11 protein-coding genes are annotated in these 14,449 nt (G+C 64.2%); 9 read left to right on the plus strand and 2 right to left on the minus strand.

The annotated features are described in order from the left end of the window. Nucleotide 1 precedes the first annotated feature (1 nt). The 7 genes from ACOZK4_RS09405 (at nucleotide 2) to ACOZK4_RS09435 (ending at nucleotide 8,796) form a co-directional block, all read left to right on the plus strand. On the plus strand, nucleotides 2-991 hold the full coding sequence (locus ACOZK4_RS09405) for an ABC transporter permease (RefSeq protein WP_421591664.1): 990 nt from the start codon (nucleotides 2-4) through the stop codon (nucleotides 989-991). Between the two features lies 1 nt (nucleotide 992). Continuing rightward, nucleotides 993-2,000, plus strand: a complete 1,008-nt coding sequence (locus tag ACOZK4_RS09410; protein WP_421591665.1) for a sugar-binding transcriptional regulator — start codon at nucleotides 993-995, stop codon at nucleotides 1,998-2,000. Next, entirely contained in the window at nucleotides 1,997-2,992 is a 996-nt protein-coding gene (locus tag ACOZK4_RS09415) for an aldo/keto reductase (RefSeq protein ID WP_421591666.1), read from the plus strand. The genes ACOZK4_RS09410 and ACOZK4_RS09415 overlap by 4 nt, the downstream gene beginning before the upstream one ends. Before the next feature lie 12 nt (nucleotides 2,993-3,004). After that, nucleotides 3,005-4,750 carry a glycerol-3-phosphate dehydrogenase/oxidase gene (locus ACOZK4_RS09420; RefSeq protein ID WP_421591667.1) on the plus strand — a complete coding sequence of 582 codons (1,746 nt, stop codon included), beginning with the start codon at nucleotides 3,005-3,007 and terminating at the stop codon, nucleotides 4,748-4,750. Beyond that, complete coding sequence (locus ACOZK4_RS09425) at nucleotides 4,723-5,565, plus strand: class I fructose-bisphosphate aldolase (RefSeq protein WP_421591668.1); 843 nt, start codon at nucleotides 4,723-4,725, stop codon at nucleotides 5,563-5,565. The genes ACOZK4_RS09420 and ACOZK4_RS09425 overlap by 28 nt, the downstream gene beginning before the upstream one ends. A 79-nt stretch (nucleotides 5,566-5,644) precedes the next feature. Then, nucleotides 5,645-7,174, plus strand: a complete 1,530-nt coding sequence (locus ACOZK4_RS09430) for an FGGY-family carbohydrate kinase (RefSeq protein ID WP_421591669.1) — start codon at nucleotides 5,645-5,647, stop codon at nucleotides 7,172-7,174. Further along, complete coding sequence (locus ACOZK4_RS09435) at nucleotides 7,171-8,796, plus strand: GMC family oxidoreductase (RefSeq protein ID WP_421591670.1); 1,626 nt, start codon at nucleotides 7,171-7,173, stop codon at nucleotides 8,794-8,796. The genes ACOZK4_RS09430 and ACOZK4_RS09435 overlap by 4 nt, the downstream gene beginning before the upstream one ends. Here the strand turns inward: ACOZK4_RS09435 and ACOZK4_RS09440 are convergent. Then, complete coding sequence (locus tag ACOZK4_RS09440; protein ID WP_421591671.1) at nucleotides 8,793-9,599, minus strand: alpha/beta fold hydrolase; 807 nt, start codon at nucleotides 9,597-9,599, stop codon at nucleotides 8,793-8,795. The genes ACOZK4_RS09435 and ACOZK4_RS09440 overlap by 4 nt on opposite strands. 553 nt (nucleotides 9,600-10,152) lie before the next feature. Here ACOZK4_RS09440 and ACOZK4_RS09445 point away from each other — a divergent pair. After that, entirely contained in the window at nucleotides 10,153-12,165 is a 2,013-nt protein-coding gene (locus ACOZK4_RS09445) for a putative bifunctional diguanylate cyclase/phosphodiesterase (RefSeq protein WP_421591672.1), read from the plus strand. Between the two features lie 97 nt (nucleotides 12,166-12,262). On the opposite strand, the gene ACOZK4_RS09450 is transcribed toward ACOZK4_RS09445, so the two are convergent. Continuing rightward, on the minus strand, nucleotides 12,263-12,922 hold the full coding sequence (locus tag ACOZK4_RS09450) for a GntR family transcriptional regulator (RefSeq protein WP_421591673.1): 660 nt from the start codon (nucleotides 12,920-12,922) through the stop codon (nucleotides 12,263-12,265). A 243-nt stretch (nucleotides 12,923-13,165) separates the two neighbouring features. Here ACOZK4_RS09450 and ACOZK4_RS09455 point away from each other — a divergent pair, with 243 nt between their 5' ends. Then, on the plus strand, nucleotides 13,166-14,431 hold the full coding sequence (locus ACOZK4_RS09455) for an NRAMP family divalent metal transporter (protein WP_421591674.1): 1,266 nt from the start codon (nucleotides 13,166-13,168) through the stop codon (nucleotides 14,429-14,431). The last annotated feature ends 18 nt before the right edge of the window (nucleotides 14,432-14,449 follow it).

Consider the following 14,449-nt stretch of genomic DNA (forward strand, 5'->3'; position numbering starts at 1 on the left):
AATGGCAATCGACACGATGGCGGGTACGGCGCCGAAAACATCGTCCTTCAAGCGTATCGGCTCGATGCGCGAGGCCGGGCTGATCGCGATCATTCTGGCGCTCGGCATCATCATGAGTTTCGCCTCGCCGCACTTCCTGACGCTCGGCAATTTCCGCGCCATGCTGATGAGCTTCTCCGTCGAAGGCATCGTCGTCGTCGGCATGACGATCCTGCTCATCGTCGGCGGCATCGATCTTGCCGTCGGCTCCGTCGTCTGCTTCGCGATGGTGCTGTCGGGATCGCTCTTCCTCGCCGGGCTCGATCCCTGGACGGCCTCGCTGATCGGCATCCTCGCCTCGAGCGCCATCGGCGGCATCATGGGCTTCTTCGTCACAGTCGTCGGTCTCAACCATTTCATCACGTCGCTGGCGGCCATGGTGATCGTGCGCGGCCTCTGCCTCATCATCACCAAGGGCACGCCGCTCTCGCTCTTCACGTTGCCGGCGGCTTTCAAGCAAGTCGGGCAAGGCACCTTCTACGGCATTCCCTATGTCATCCTGATCTTCGTCGCGGTCGTCGTCCTGTTCGATTTCCTGCTGCGCCGGGCAACCGCCTTCCGCAAGGTCTTCTACACCGGCAGCAACGAGAAGGCGGCGCTCTATTCGGGCATCAAGACCAACCAGGTGAAATTCTGGGTGACGGTGCTGTGCTCCACGCTCGCCGGTGTCGCAGGCGTCATTTACATGTCCCGCTTCGGGGCTGCCACGCCGACCTTCGGCGCCGGCATGGAGCTGAACATCATCGCAGCCGCGGTCATCGGCGGGGCCTCGCTCAGCGGCGGCTCGGGCACGGTCCTCGGCGCCATCCTCGGCATGGCGCTGCTCTCGCTCGTCACCTCGTCGCTCATCCTGCTCAATGTGTCGGTCTATTGGCAGGATATGATCAAGGGCTGCATTCTGCTCGCCGCCGTCTCCATCGATCATTTCATGCACAAGCGGAAGGCCAGCTGACATGCCGATCGCCAAACTGAAACCTAAGACATCAGCGCCGCGCGAAGAGATCGTCATCGCTCGCCAGATGCACCAGGCGCTTGTCCTGCACTTCCTGGAAGGCCTGACACAGGCGCAGATCGCCGACCAGCTCGGCCTGTCGCACGCCACCGTCAACCGCCTCATCAAGCGCGGTCGCCAGCTCGGTCTGGTCGAGATCAAGATCAAGTCGCCGATGGAGCCGCTGGTCGATCTGGAGGAGCGGCTGCTCGCGCTCGGCGGCATCAGCCGCGCCGTGGTGGTGCCGACCGTCTCGGACAATCCGCAGACCGCGCTTCTGGCGGTGGGGGAGGCGGCCGCACGCTTGCTTCTCGAAGAGATCGCCGATGGCGACACGATCTGCATCACTGGCGGCAAGGGTGTCAGCGCCGTCGTCGCCGGTTTGCAGGCCGCGCGCCGCTACGATGTCGAGGTCATTCCCGCGACCGGCTGCGTGCAGGGAAAACACTATACCGACGTCAACCACGTCTCGACGCTGATGGCCGACCGGCTGGGCGGCCGCTCCTGGCAGATCCACGCGCCGCTCTTTGCCGACGATGCCGCGCAGCGCGCGATGCTGATCAACATGCGCTCCGTCGCCGATGTTTTTCAGCGGGCCCGCGAGGCCAAGGTCGCGGTGGTGGGCATCGGCTCGATCCTCAGCCAGGATTCGACCTATTATGACCTGCATCCCTCCTCCAGCGAGGACCGCAACGCCATCGAACAGTCCGGCGCGAGCGCCGAACTGCTCGCCCATCTGCTCGATGGCGAGGGCCGGGTCTGCGACTACTCCCTCAACCGCGCGCTCGTCTCGCTGACGCTGACGGAATTCGAATCCATCCCGATGAAGATCGGCGTGGCCAGCGGTCTCAACAAGGCCGGCTCGATCCTCAGCGTGCTGCGCGGCAACCATCTCGACACGCTCGTCACCGACGAGGCGACGGGCGCGCGCATTCTCGAACTGGCATCCGAAGAAGGATTTTCTACATGAGCGGCGAACAATTGACCCGTCCGATCGGACGTTCCGGCGTCAAAGCCTCCGCCGTCGGCCTCGGCACCTGGGCCATTGGCGGCTGGATGTGGGGCGGCACGGACGAGGCGCAATCCATCGCCGCCATCCAGGCCTCGCTCGAGGCCGGCGTGACGCTGATCGACACCGCGCCCGCCTATGGCCTCGGCCGCTCGGAGGAGATCGTCGGCAAGGCCCTTGCAGGGCGGCGCGACAAGGCTGTCATTGCCACGAAATGCGGCCTTGTCTGGCATACGCAGAAGGGCAACCATTTCTTCGATCAGGAAGGCAAGCCTGTCCACCGCTATCTCGGCCGGGACGGGATCATCCACGAGGTCGAGGAAAGCCTGCGCCGGCTCGGCACTGACTATATCGATCTCTACATCACCCACTGGCAGGACCCGACGACGCCCATCGAGGAGACTGTCGCGGCGCTGGAGGAGCTGAAACAGGCCGGAAAGATCCGGGCGATCGGCGCCAGCAACGTCAACAGGTCGGAACTCGAGAGATACATCCAGACCGGATCGCTCGACGCGATCCAGGAGCGGTTCAGCATGATCGATCGCGAGATCGAGGCGGACCTGCTGCCGCTCACCCTTCAAAACGGCGTGGCGACGCTCAGCTATTCCTCGCTGGCGCTCGGCCTGCTCTCCGGCACAATCGGCCCGGACCGCATTTTCGCCGGCGACGACCAGCGCAAGGACAATCCGCGCTTTTCCGTCGCCAACCGGCAGAAGGCGAAGGATTTCTCCGACGCGATCCGCCCCGTGGCGGAACGGCATGGCGCCAGCATTGCGCAGGTGGTGATCGCCTGGACGCTGGCGCAGCCGGGCGTGACTTTCGCGCTCTGCGGCGCTCGAAACCCGGCGCAAGCGCTCGACAATGCACGGGCCGGAACGCTTCGGCTCGACAAGGACGATCTTGCGGCCATCGACGCCGGTATCGCGGCAAAATTGGCCAGTATGGACGGATAACGGACTGTCATCATGAACCGGACAGAGACATTGCACGGGCTCCGCCAGAGCCCGAAGGTGGACGTGTGCGTCCTCGGCGGCGGCATCAACGGGCTCAGCGTTTTCCGCGAGCTGGCGCTGCAGGGCGTCAACGTGCTGCTCGTCGAGAAGGCGGATTATTGCTCCGGCGCGAGTGCGGCGCTCTCGCGCATGGTTCATGGCGGGCTGCGCTATCTGGAAAACGGCGAGTTCAGCCTGGTCAAGGAATCGCTCGTCGAGCGCGACCGGCTGCTGCGCAACGCACCACACTATGTCGCGCCGCTGCCGACCACGGTGCCGATCTTCGACACCTTCTCCGGCCTCGCCAATGGCGTGGTGCGTTTCCTTGGCCTCACCCGTCGCCCGAGCCGGCGCGGCGCCATTGCCATCAAGGCGGGCCTCGGCATCTACGATTTCCTGACGCGCAAGCGCGCGCTGATGCCGAAACACGAGTTCCGCAGCCGCAGAGCAACGCTCTCGAAATGGCCGGCGCTCAATCCGTCGATTCGCAATTCCGCGACCTATTACGACGCCTGGGTCAGCCATCCCGAGCGCATCGGCATCGAGTTGTTGCGCGACGGCCTGTCTGCCGGCCCGAATGCTGGGGCGCTGAACTACGCGACCGTGGAGGCCAGCGGCAGCGGCTATCTTTTGCGCGATGGCCTCTCCGGCGAAGTGCTGCCAGTCCAGCCGCGGCTGATCATCAATGCCACCGGCGGCTGGATCGACATTGCCAACGGCACGCTGTTTGCGGACGAGGGACGGCCGGCGCCGCTGATGGGCGGCACCAAGGGCTCGCACCTCATCATCGACAATCCCGCGCTGCGAGACACGCTCGACGGCCACATGATCTATTACGAGAACGAGGACGGACGCATCTGCATCCTGTTCCCCTATCTCGGCAAGGTACTGGTCGGCTCGACGGACATCCGCGTCGACGATCCCGGCACGGTGCGCTGCGAGGCGGACGAGCGTGACTACATCCTGCAATCGCTCGCCTTCGTGCTGCCGGGCGCAAAGATCCGGCCGGAGGAGGTCGTCTTCCAGTTCGCCGGCGTGCGCCCGCTGCCGGCGAGCAAGGACAGCTTTACCGGCCGCATCCCGCGCGATCATTTCTGCACGATGCTGGACGGCCAGAATGGCGGGCCGCCGGTGCTGTGCATGATCGGCGGCAAGTGGACGACCTTCCGCTCCTTCGGCGAACTCGCCGCCGACATGGCGCTGGACCAGCTGGACATGAAGCGCCGTGTCGATACGGCGGAACGGGCGATCGGCGGCGGGCGCGTCTTCCCGAAAGACCCGGTGAGCTGGATTCGTGAGCTTGCCGCATCGACGGGCCTTTCCGCCGCACGTGTCACGGTGTTGTTCGAGCGCTATGGCACAGAGGCTGCGGACATCGCCCGTTTCATCGCGGCGAAACCAGACCACCCGCTGCCGCACGCGCTCTACAGCGCACGGGAGTTGCAATATCTCATCCGCGCCGAGGCGGCCGAGCATCTGGACGATGTGCTGCTGCGCCGCACGACGCTGGCGATCTCGGGCGATCTGTCACTTGCCATGGCCGAGGCCGTGCTTGACTTGCTGGCCGCCGAAAAAGGCTGGTCTGCGCAAAGGACAGCCGAAGAGCGCAGCCGTTTTCTCGATCTCATGGGTGAACGCCACGGCGTCACCGAACAAACCCTTTCCGCACGGAATGAACACAGGAGTGAAGTATGCGAGACAACCGCAAAGTCCGGATGAACCGGCTGTTCGGCAACGGACGCTGCCTTGACGTGGCGATCGATCATGGCGTCTGCAACGAGCCGTCCTTCCTCGACGGGCTGGAGAATGTTCCGGCTGTGGTGAAGGCGCTGGTCGAGGCCGGGCCGGATGCCATCCAGATGAACTACGGCCAGGCTGACCTGTTGCAGGACCTTCCCGGCAAGGACAAACCGGCGCTGGTCATGCGCATCGACATGGGCAATCCCTATAACCGTATCCGTCACCGCGCCATGTGGGCCGTGCTGCAGAACGAGGCCGAGCCGCTGATCGGCGCGCTCCAGATGGATGCGGCCTGCGTGGTCGTGAACCTCTTCATGCTGCCGGACGAGCCGGACCTCTTCCGCCAATGCGTGCAGAACATCGCGCGCGTGCGCGCCGATTGCGAGAAATACGGCATGCCTCTGATGATCGAGCCTCTCGTCATGCAGCCCGTCACCGAGCGCGGCGGCTACATGGTCGATGGCGACGCGGACAAGATCGTCACGCTGACGCGGCTTGCCCGCGAGATGGGCGCCGATATCGTCAAGGCCGACCCGACCACCAATGCCGAGGATTTCCATCGTGTCGTCGAGGCGGCGCGCTGCCCGGTTCTGGTGCGCGGCGGCGGTAAGGAAGACCTTTCCGCGGTCTTTGCGAAATCTGCCGCCTTGATGCAGCAGGGCGCAATGGGCATGGTCTATGGGCGCAACATCTACCAGCACGCCAATCCGAGCGCCGTGGTGCGCGGGCTGATGGCGATCATCCACAGGGACGCGAGCGGCGAGGAGGCCTACGCGCTCTATCGGCAGGGATGAGATGCCTGACGATTGCGGGACATCCACGAGGCGATGTCCCGCAATCGCGCGAGTGAACTGAACCTGGGAGGGGTTCTGCATGCAAAAATATCTTCTGGGGCTCGATGCGGGCAACACGGTCATCAAGGCTGTCATCTTCGACCTTGCGGGCCGCGAGATCGCCCACGCGGGGGAGGAGGGGCACAGCCGCATGCCGTGCCCCGGCCATGTCGAGCGTGACCTCGGTGAACTCTGGGCGAACGCCCGGCGCGTCATCCGCACCTGCCTCGACAAGGCGGGCATCGCCGCTGGTGATATCGCCGCGATCGGCTGCGCCGGCCATGGCAACGGGCTCTATGCGCTCGACCGGGATGGCGCGCCGCTGATCGGCATCCAGTCGATCGATACACGCGCCACCGGTCTGGTCGAGGAATGGCTGGCCGAAGGGGTCGGCGATCGCACCTATCCGATCGCCCGCCAACGCCCCTGGCCGGCCCAGACGCCGACGCTGCTCGCCTGGCTGAAACGCTTCAGGCCCGATGTCTTCAAGCGCATCGGCACGGTGTTCTATTCCAAGGATTTCGTGGTGAACCGCCTGACGGGCCAGCGTGTCAGCGAGGTTTCGGACATGTCCGGTGCCGGGCTGCTCGACCTGGCGGCCCGGCGTTATGACAGGACGCTAATGGAGGCCTATGGTCTCGGCGATTGCATGGACCTCCTGCCGCCGCTCATCGAAAGTGCCGACATTGCCGGGCATGTGACGGAGGCCGTTGCGGCAGAAACCGGGCTTGCCGCCGGCACGCCCGTCATCGGCGGCCTGTTCGATGTCGTCGCCTCGGCGCTCGGCTCGGGCGTTTCACGCACGGGCAGCGCCTCGATCATTGCCGGCACGTGGAGCATCAACCAGGTGATCATCGACGGCCCTGACCTGAAAGGCCCGGTCTTCATGTCCTCCACCTTTGATCGCAGCCGCTACATGGCGATGGAAAACAGCGCCACCTCGGCCGCCAATCTCGAATGGCTGGTGCGGGAGTTCTTCGAGGGCGACCACCATGCCGACGTCTCGCCCTTCGATGCCTGCTGTGCGCTTGCGGCAGCCGTGGAGCCTGCGGCGGACGATCCGCTCTACCATCCCTATCTCTACGGCGCCCAGCAGGATGGCCATGCAAGGGCGGGCTTCTACGGCATGGCCGGCTGGCACACCAAGGGCCACCTGATCCGCGCCCTGCTGGAGGGTGTCGCCTTCGGCCATCGCCAGCATGTCGAGACGATCCGCAAGGCGGGCGCGACCTTCGAGGAGGCGGTGCTGTCGGGCGGTGGTTCGCGCAGCAAGCTCTGGCCGCAGATCTTTGCGGATGTACTCGGCGTGCCGGTCTCGGTTGCGGCGTCGCGGGAGACGGGTGCGCTGGGTGCGGCGATTGCGGCCGGCACGGGCGTCGGCCTCTTCGCCGATTTCACTGAAGGGGCCGAGGCCATGGTGCGGACGGAGCGGCACTACAGGCCGAATGCCGGCCTTGCCGCACACTATGCACGGCGCTACGCGCTCTACACGGACATTGCCGAAGCGATGACGCCGCTGTGGCGGCGGCTGGCGGCTTCGGAAAACATGGCAACGGGAGTTGCGGCGTGAACCATCCTGTCAATGAAACGCCTGCTGACGAGGGCACTTACGATTTTATCGTTGTGGGTGCCGGTTCGGCGGGTTGCGTGCTGGCCAACCGCCTTTCGGCTGATCCGAAGAACCGCGTGCTTCTGCTGGAGGCGGGCGGGTCGGACCGCTATCACTGGGTTCATGTGCCGATCGGCTATCTCTTCTGCATGGGCAATCCGCGCACCGACTGGATGATGAAGACGGCATCGGAGGCTGGCCTCAACGGCCGGGCGCTCAACTATCCGCGCGGCAAGGTTTTGGGCGGCTGCTCGTCGATCAACGGCATGATCTATATGCGCGGCCAGGCGGCCGATTATGACGGCTGGCGGCAGGCGGGCAATGCCGGCTGGGGCTGGGACGACGTGCTGCCCTATTTCGTGAAATCGGAAGACAATTATCGCGGCCGGTCGGAAATGCATGGCGCCGGCGGCGAATGGCGCGTCGAGCGCCAGCGCCTCTCCTGGCCGATCCTCGATGCCTTTCGCGATGCGGCGGAAGAACTCGGCATCCGAAAGACCGACGATTTCAACGACGGCGACAACGAGGGCTCCGGCTATTTCGAGGTCAACCAGCGCGGCGGCGTGCGGTGGAACACGACAAAGGCGTTTCTCCGCCCGGCGATGAAGCGCCCGAACCTGCGCGTCCTGACTGGTGCCGAGACGGAACGGCTGGAATTCGACGGCAAGACGGTGACGGGCGTGCGTTTCCGCCTCAACGGCCGGCTCTGTATTGCCCGCGCTTCGCGTGAGGTTGCGCTGTCGGCCGGGGCGATCAACTCGCCGAAAATTCTGGAACTCTCGGGTGTCGGGCGGTCGGACCTGCTGTCCGATCTCGGCATTTCCGTGCAGCACGAGTTGAAGGGCGTCGGCGAGAATCTGCAGGACCACTTGCAGATCCGCACGGTGTTCAAGATCGAGGGCGCGCGCACGCTGAATCAGCTCTATCACAACCTCTTCAGCCGCGCCGGCATGGGGCTGCAATATGCGTTTCGCCGCTCCGGCCCGCTCTCCATGGCGCCGAGCCAGCTCGGCATCTTCGCCAAGAGCGACCCGGCCGTCGCCACGGCCGATCTCGAATACCATGTCCAGCCGCTCAGCACCGACCGGCTCGGCGAGCCGCTGCACCGCTATCCGGCGGTGACGGTTTCGGTCTGCAATCTGAGGCCCGAAAGCCGCGGCACGGTGCATGTGACGGCGCCCAATGTGGCGCTGCCGCCCGAAATCCGGCCCAACTATCTCTCGACGCCGGGCGACAGGCTGCTGGCGGCCAAATCCATCCGCCATGCCCGCAGCCTCATGCAGGCCAGGGCGATCGCGCAATTCCGCCCGCAGGAAATGCTGCCCGGCCGCGAGTACCAGAGCGAGGAGGAGCTGATCCGCCGCGCCGGCGATATCGCCACGACGATCTTCCACCCCGTCGGCACCTGCAAGATGGGCAGCGACCCGATGGCGGTGGTGGATGCGAAGCTGCGTGTGCACGGGCTCGACCGGCTGCGGGTCGTCGATGCCTCGATCATGCCGACCATCGTTTCCGGCAACACCAATTCGCCCGTGATCATGATCGCGGAGAAGGCGGCCGAAGCGATGCTGGCGCGGGCTTAGTCCCTGATCCGGTCGAGGAAGCGCAAGACGGCGGCGTTGAACAATGTCGGCCGTTGCAGCGGTGCGAAATGGCTGACGCCGGGCAGGGTGGTCAGTGTGGCCTGCGGGATGGTTGCCGAGAGATAGGCGGCGTGTTCTGGCCGGATGAACTCGTCGTGTTCGCCGAGCACGATGGCGACGGGAACCGTGATCCCGGCAAGGTCCGCTGCGGTGTAGTTCGGCTCGGTCTGCATCATCCGGGAAACGTCCGCGACAAAGCTGTCGAAGGCATCGGGCGTCGCGGACACGGCCTGATAGTCCAGCCGGTGCCGGTGGAAACAGCGGTCGAGCAAGGGTGTCGGCTGGAAATCGAGCGTGCCGCTCGGGTCCATGTTGCAGGCAAAGAAAAAGACGCCGCTGACGCGCTCCGGATGCCGGTCGGCGAGGATCAGCGCCGTGCAGGCGCCGTCGCTCCAGCCGACGAGGCTGGCCTTGTCGATTTTAAGATGATCCATTACCGCCAGCACGTCGCCGGCCATGCGGACATAGCTAAACGGCTCCGCATCGCGGGTGCTGCGCCCGTGGCCGCGGCTGTCGATGACGACCACCGTCCTGCCCGCCGCGACAAGTGCGGGCACCTGGTTACCCCAGTTCCCGGCATGGCCGAGGCCGCCGTGCAGCAGAATGACAGCCGGCCCGGCGCCGAAGGCGGCATGCCAGATCCGCGCGCCGTCGTTTTCGACATGGCCTTCCACCCGAGGCACCGGCAGCAGCGGCGCACCGTCCCGTTCGAAAGAGATGAGGTCGTCGTCGGTCTTCGGCATCGGTTTCTCCTCCCGCTTTCGCCAAGGACGCACGGTCCGGCCGTCTTGCGACATCGTCCGATGAAAAATCTGCGGTGAGCCAGTCGCGAAATCCTGCCCGGAGCAGCGCGGCATTTGCATAGCTGCATTGCACAATAAATGTTTTCCAAGCGGTCAAAAAGTGGGCATAGTGCACGCAGTTGATGCACATGGCGGTTTTCCTCCCAGTGCCGCCGCGTCAGCTGTTCCCCTCTGGAGGTTTTTAACCTTCACACTTCAATGGGCCGCGATTTCGCTGGCCCATTTTTTTTGCCTGCATTTGGGATTGTCCGAAAATGACGCGTCCTGAATGGAGCGATAAACTGCAATCTAATGGTTGCATTAGCATTTTCATTACGCTCTTATGCTCCAATCCCTGCTGCCGACGTGATGGTGCGATGTCCGGATTTCCGGGCGATATCACGGGCAAGGATGCGCATATGAGACGGGTGGGCAAGACGAGGGCGAACGGGACAAGGCAAAGGCAGACGACCTGCGCCACGGCAGCCGGCGATCCGCAGAACCGGGGTTGTGTATGACACAAGCCCCCAGAACCACGCTGCGCCTCATCGCCGTCGCCTGGCCTTTCGTCCTCATCGTCCTTCTCCAGACGGCGCTTGCCACATTCAGCCTACAGGTCACGTCGTCGCTGCGGGCCTTCGTCAGCGGCGAAAGTCTCTGGTCGAAAGGCCAGCATGACGCGCTCTACTATCTCAACCGCTATGCCGAATCCGGCAACCGCTCCTTCGTCGCGCGCTATCACCAGGCGATGGCGATACCGATGGGCGACCGCGCGGCGCGGCTGGCGCTCGAGGCGGATCAGCCCGATGTCGGTGCAGCCTTCGAGGGCTTCCTGGCCGGCGGCAACCATCCCGACGACATTCCGAACATCATCTGGCTGTTCCGCTATTTCCGCTGGCTGCCGGTCATGGAAGCCTGCATTCGCGACTGGCGCACCGCCGAAGGCGTGTTGATGCAGCTGCTGCCGATCGGCGAGGGGATCGATACGTCCCGCCACATCAACGAGGCCGACCGGCGCGATATCATCCGCCAGCTCGACGAGATCAATGCGCTGGTGACGCCCCTGACGAAGCGCTTCTCCGACCGGCTGGGGGAGGGCACGCGGCAGGTACAGACCGTGCTTTTCGTCAGCAACGCCGTCATGGCGCTCGTCTTCATTCTTTTGACCGTATGGCGGCTCAACAGTTTTCTTGCGCATCGCCGCGATATCGAGGAGCAGCTCTCTCACAATGCCAACCATGACGACCTCACAGGCCTGCCGAACCGGCGGCTCTTCGAGGAGCGGCTTGCACGCGCGCTGGAGGAACCCGGCAGCCGTCATGCGCTGATGTTCATCGATCTCGACCAGTTCAAGGCCGTCAACGACAACGGGGGACATGCGGCCGGCGACGCGCTGCTGCGCCGCATCTCACACGATCTCGACAAGGCGATCCGCGGCACGGACCTGCTGGCCCGTCTGGGTGGCGACGAGTTCGGCATCGTTCTGCCGAACTGCGCGCCGGAAGATGCGCTGCGCATTGGTCTCAGGCTGCGCGAGATTGCCGAGGCGATCGATTTTGTCTGGAACGGTCATCGCTATTCGATCAGCGCCAGCATCGGCGTCGTCCATCTCGGCGGCCGCAGTTATACGCTGCAGGAGGCGCTGAGGGCGGCCGATATCGCCTGCTACATGGCCAAGGAAAAGGGCCGCAACCGCGTGCATGTCTTCGAGACGACGGACGCGGCGCAGACCCAGTTCACCGCCAATCTCAACTGGGTGCAGCGCCTGCACCGCGCGCTGGAGGAAGACAGTTTCCGGCTGTTCTCCCAGGAAATCGCGACGATCGACGGCAGCGGCGCGCCGGCCGAACATTGCGAAATCCTGCTGCGGCTGGAAGAGGAGGGCAAGCTTCTTGCCCCCGGCGCCTTCATTCCGGCGGCCGAGCGTTTCGGCCTGATGCCGGCCCTCGACCGCTGGGTGGTGCGCCACGCGCTCGATATCATCGGTCGGCGGATGGGGGCCGCGTCCGGCACCTATTCGATCAATCTCAGCGGCCTGACGCTGAAGGACGACACGTTCCTGCCTTTCCTGCGCGAGATGTTGCGCCGCAGCCGCGTGCCGGCCAATGTGCTCTGCTTCGAGATCACCGAGACCAGCGCCATCGAGAATCTGGACGAGGCCATCGCCTTCATGAACGCCATGCGTGCCATGGGCTGCCGCTTCGCGCTCGACGATTTCGGCGTCGGCATGTCGTCGCTCACCTACCTGAAGCGCCTGCCGGTGGATTATGTGAAGATCGACGGCAGCTTCGTGCGCGATATGCTGACGGACAAGGCAGACTGGATGACGGTCGAGATGATCAACCAGATCTCGCACCTCGCCGGCCGCAAAACGATCGCCGAGTTCGTGGAGAATGCCGATATTCTTACCGCGCTGCGCACCATCGGCGTCGACTACGCCCAAGGCTATTTCCTCGGCCGGCCGGAGCCCTTTCTGCCGGACGCTTCGGGCACGGTTATCCCCTTGCGTCGCGCCGACGTCGCCTAGATCGTTTTGGCGTTTCTTCGAAGCGCAGAAACGATCCAGCTTCTTGTTTTACGCAATTCCGGACGCAAAACCGCTTCGCACTTTTGCTGGAATTGCTCTAAGCCTGCTCGGCGCGCTCAAGCGCCTTCAGCATCGTGCGTTCGGCGAGGTTGAGATAGGTCTCCATCTGGGCGGCCGCCTCCGCCGGCTTGCCTTGCTCCAGAAGGGTGACGATCGCGTCGTTCATGTCGACGAAGGGCGAATGCAGGTGCTCGGGATCGTTGAGGAGCCCGAAGCACAGGCGCAGTTCCGCCGAGATGCGCTCGTAGAATTCGGTGAGCCGCGCGCTGTCCGAAAGGTCGATGATGGCGGCGTGGAAGATCATGTTGGCACTACCGACGCCGACCCAGTCGCCCGCATCGCGCTTTTTCTGCCCGTTAGCGACGGCTTCGCGCATCACGCGGATTGCCGGATGCTGCTGCCAGGCCTGGCGCAGCGCGCCGCATTCAAGCATGCGCCGCACCCGGTAGATGTCGATGACCGAGGCCATGGAGGGCACGGTGACGAAGACGCCGCGGTTGGCCTCGTGGCGCAAGAGCCCGTCCTTGGTGAGCAGGCGGAAGGCTTCGCGCAGCGAATTGCGCGAGACGTCGAAGCGTTCGCTGAAGGCGGCTTCCGACAGACGCTGGCCGGGCGAAAGCTCGCCTGAAATCAGGAGCGTGCGAATGTGCCGCGCCAACCGGTCCGCCAGCGGCAGGCCTTCTCCGTCTTCCGTCATGCTCTTCTCCCCGCCCGGGCAGATGATGCCCGGTGACCCTCTTTCCCCTCTGCCCTTAGCATGAATGCGGGGGCGGTGGCGCCGAAAATTGTGGCGAATCCCGTGCTATGTGATTGGTAAAGCGGCGATAATAAGGAACGATATAGAAATATTGTTGAACAATATTGACATTTTTGTGTAGCAGTCCATCATTTGGGCATGAAACATCCGCGAGGGGCGGGTGCGTGAGAGCGGAGAAATCTCATGGAACGGAATGCAGCAGCACCTGCGGGCCAGAGCGTGGTCGCGCAGGGCCTCGAAACCGTCAAATCCTATCGCTCGGCGCTTGTCGCCGCGATCTTCCTGATGGCGACCAGCGCCATCGGTCCCGGTTTCATCACCCAGACGGCGACATTCACGACGAAACTCGGTGCCGCCTTCGCTTTCGGTATCCTCGCTTCCATCATCATCGATTTCGTGGTGCAGCTCAACATCTGGCGCATCGTGACGCTGACGCGCATGCGCGCCTCCGATGTCGCCAACGCGGCGATCCCCGGTTCGGGCTACCTGCTCGCCATTCTCGTCATCGTCGGTGGCCTGTTCTTCAATATCGGCAATATCGGCGGTACCGGTCTCGGCCTCAATGCCGTCTTCGGGCTGGATCCGAAGATCGGCGGGGCGATCAGCGCCGTCTTTTCGATCGGCATCTTTCTGTCCAAGCGCGCGGGTCTTGCCGTCGACCGCTTCATCATCTTCGCCGGTATCCTGATGATCGTTCTGACGCTCTATGTCGCCTTCGTCTCCGGCCCGCCGGTCGGTGACGCGCTGTTCCAGACTTTCCTGCCCGATACGATCGATTTCGCCACGATCACCACCATCGTCGGCGGCACGGTCGGCGGCTATATCACCTATTCCGGCGCGCACCGCCTGCTTGACCGCGGCATGGTCGGCCAGGAGCACCTGCCGGCCGTTACCCGCGCCGCGCTGACCGGCATCGCCGTCACCGGCCTGATGCGCTATGTGCTCTTCCTCGCCATTCTGGGCGTCGTTGCCAGCGGCGTGGTCATCGATACGGCAAGTCAGGCGGCAAACCCCGCCGCACAGGCCTTCCAGGCAGCCTCCGGCGATTTCGGCCTGCGCCTCTTCGGCATCATCTTCTGGGCCGCCGCCATCACCAGCGTCATCGGTGCGGCCTATACGTCCGTCTCCTTCATCACGGTCTTCAAGCAGGATATCAGCGAGCGAGCCCGCAATCTCGCGACCGTGGTCTTCATTGCCATCTCGCTCATCTCCTACCTGCTGATGACCACGCCGCCCGCTGCCATGCTGGTCTTCGTCGGCGGCCTCAACGGTCTCATCCTGCCGATCGGCCTCAGCATCTTCCTCTTCGCCGCATGGAAGCGCGAGGACCTGATGGGCGGCTATCGTTATCCGCGCTGGCTGCTGGTGCTCGGCGCCCTGGTCTGCGCGCTCACATGGTATATGGGCTACAAGTCGGCCGGCACGATCTTCGGACTGCTGGGTCTCTAAAAGAAGAGGGAGGAAACA

It is taken from the genome of Shinella sp. M27, from assembly GCF_049199905.1.
Classification (GTDB): domain Bacteria; phylum Pseudomonadota; class Alphaproteobacteria; order Rhizobiales; family Rhizobiaceae; genus Shinella.

Bases quoted from the DNA above. Each gene is read 5' to 3' on its own strand.
- ACOZK4_RS09405 (WP_421591664.1), top strand. From the start codon at position 2: ATGGCAATCGACACGATGGCGGGTACGGCGCCGAAAACATCGTCCTTC.
- ACOZK4_RS09410 (WP_421591665.1), top strand. From the start codon at position 993: ATGCCGATCGCCAAACTGAAACCTAAGACATCAGCGCCGCGCGAAGAG.
- ACOZK4_RS09415 (WP_421591666.1), top strand. From the start codon at position 1,997: ATGAGCGGCGAACAATTGACCCGTCCGATCGGACGTTCCGGCGTCAAA.
- ACOZK4_RS09420 (WP_421591667.1), top strand. From the start codon at position 3,005: ATGAACCGGACAGAGACATTGCACGGGCTCCGCCAGAGCCCGAAGGTG.
- ACOZK4_RS09425 (WP_421591668.1), top strand. From the start codon at position 4,723: ATGCGAGACAACCGCAAAGTCCGGATGAACCGGCTGTTCGGCAACGGA.
- ACOZK4_RS09430 (WP_421591669.1), top strand. From the start codon at position 5,645: ATGCAAAAATATCTTCTGGGGCTCGATGCGGGCAACACGGTCATCAAG.
- ACOZK4_RS09440 (WP_421591671.1), bottom strand. From the start codon at position 9,599: ATGCCGAAGACCGACGACGACCTCATCTCTTTCGAACGGGACGGTGCG.
- ACOZK4_RS09445 (WP_421591672.1), top strand. From the start codon at position 10,153: ATGACACAAGCCCCCAGAACCACGCTGCGCCTCATCGCCGTCGCCTGG.
- ACOZK4_RS09450 (WP_421591673.1), bottom strand. From the start codon at position 12,922: ATGACGGAAGACGGAGAAGGCCTGCCGCTGGCGGACCGGTTGGCGCGG.
- ACOZK4_RS09455 (WP_421591674.1), top strand. From the start codon at position 13,166: ATGGAACGGAATGCAGCAGCACCTGCGGGCCAGAGCGTGGTCGCGCAG.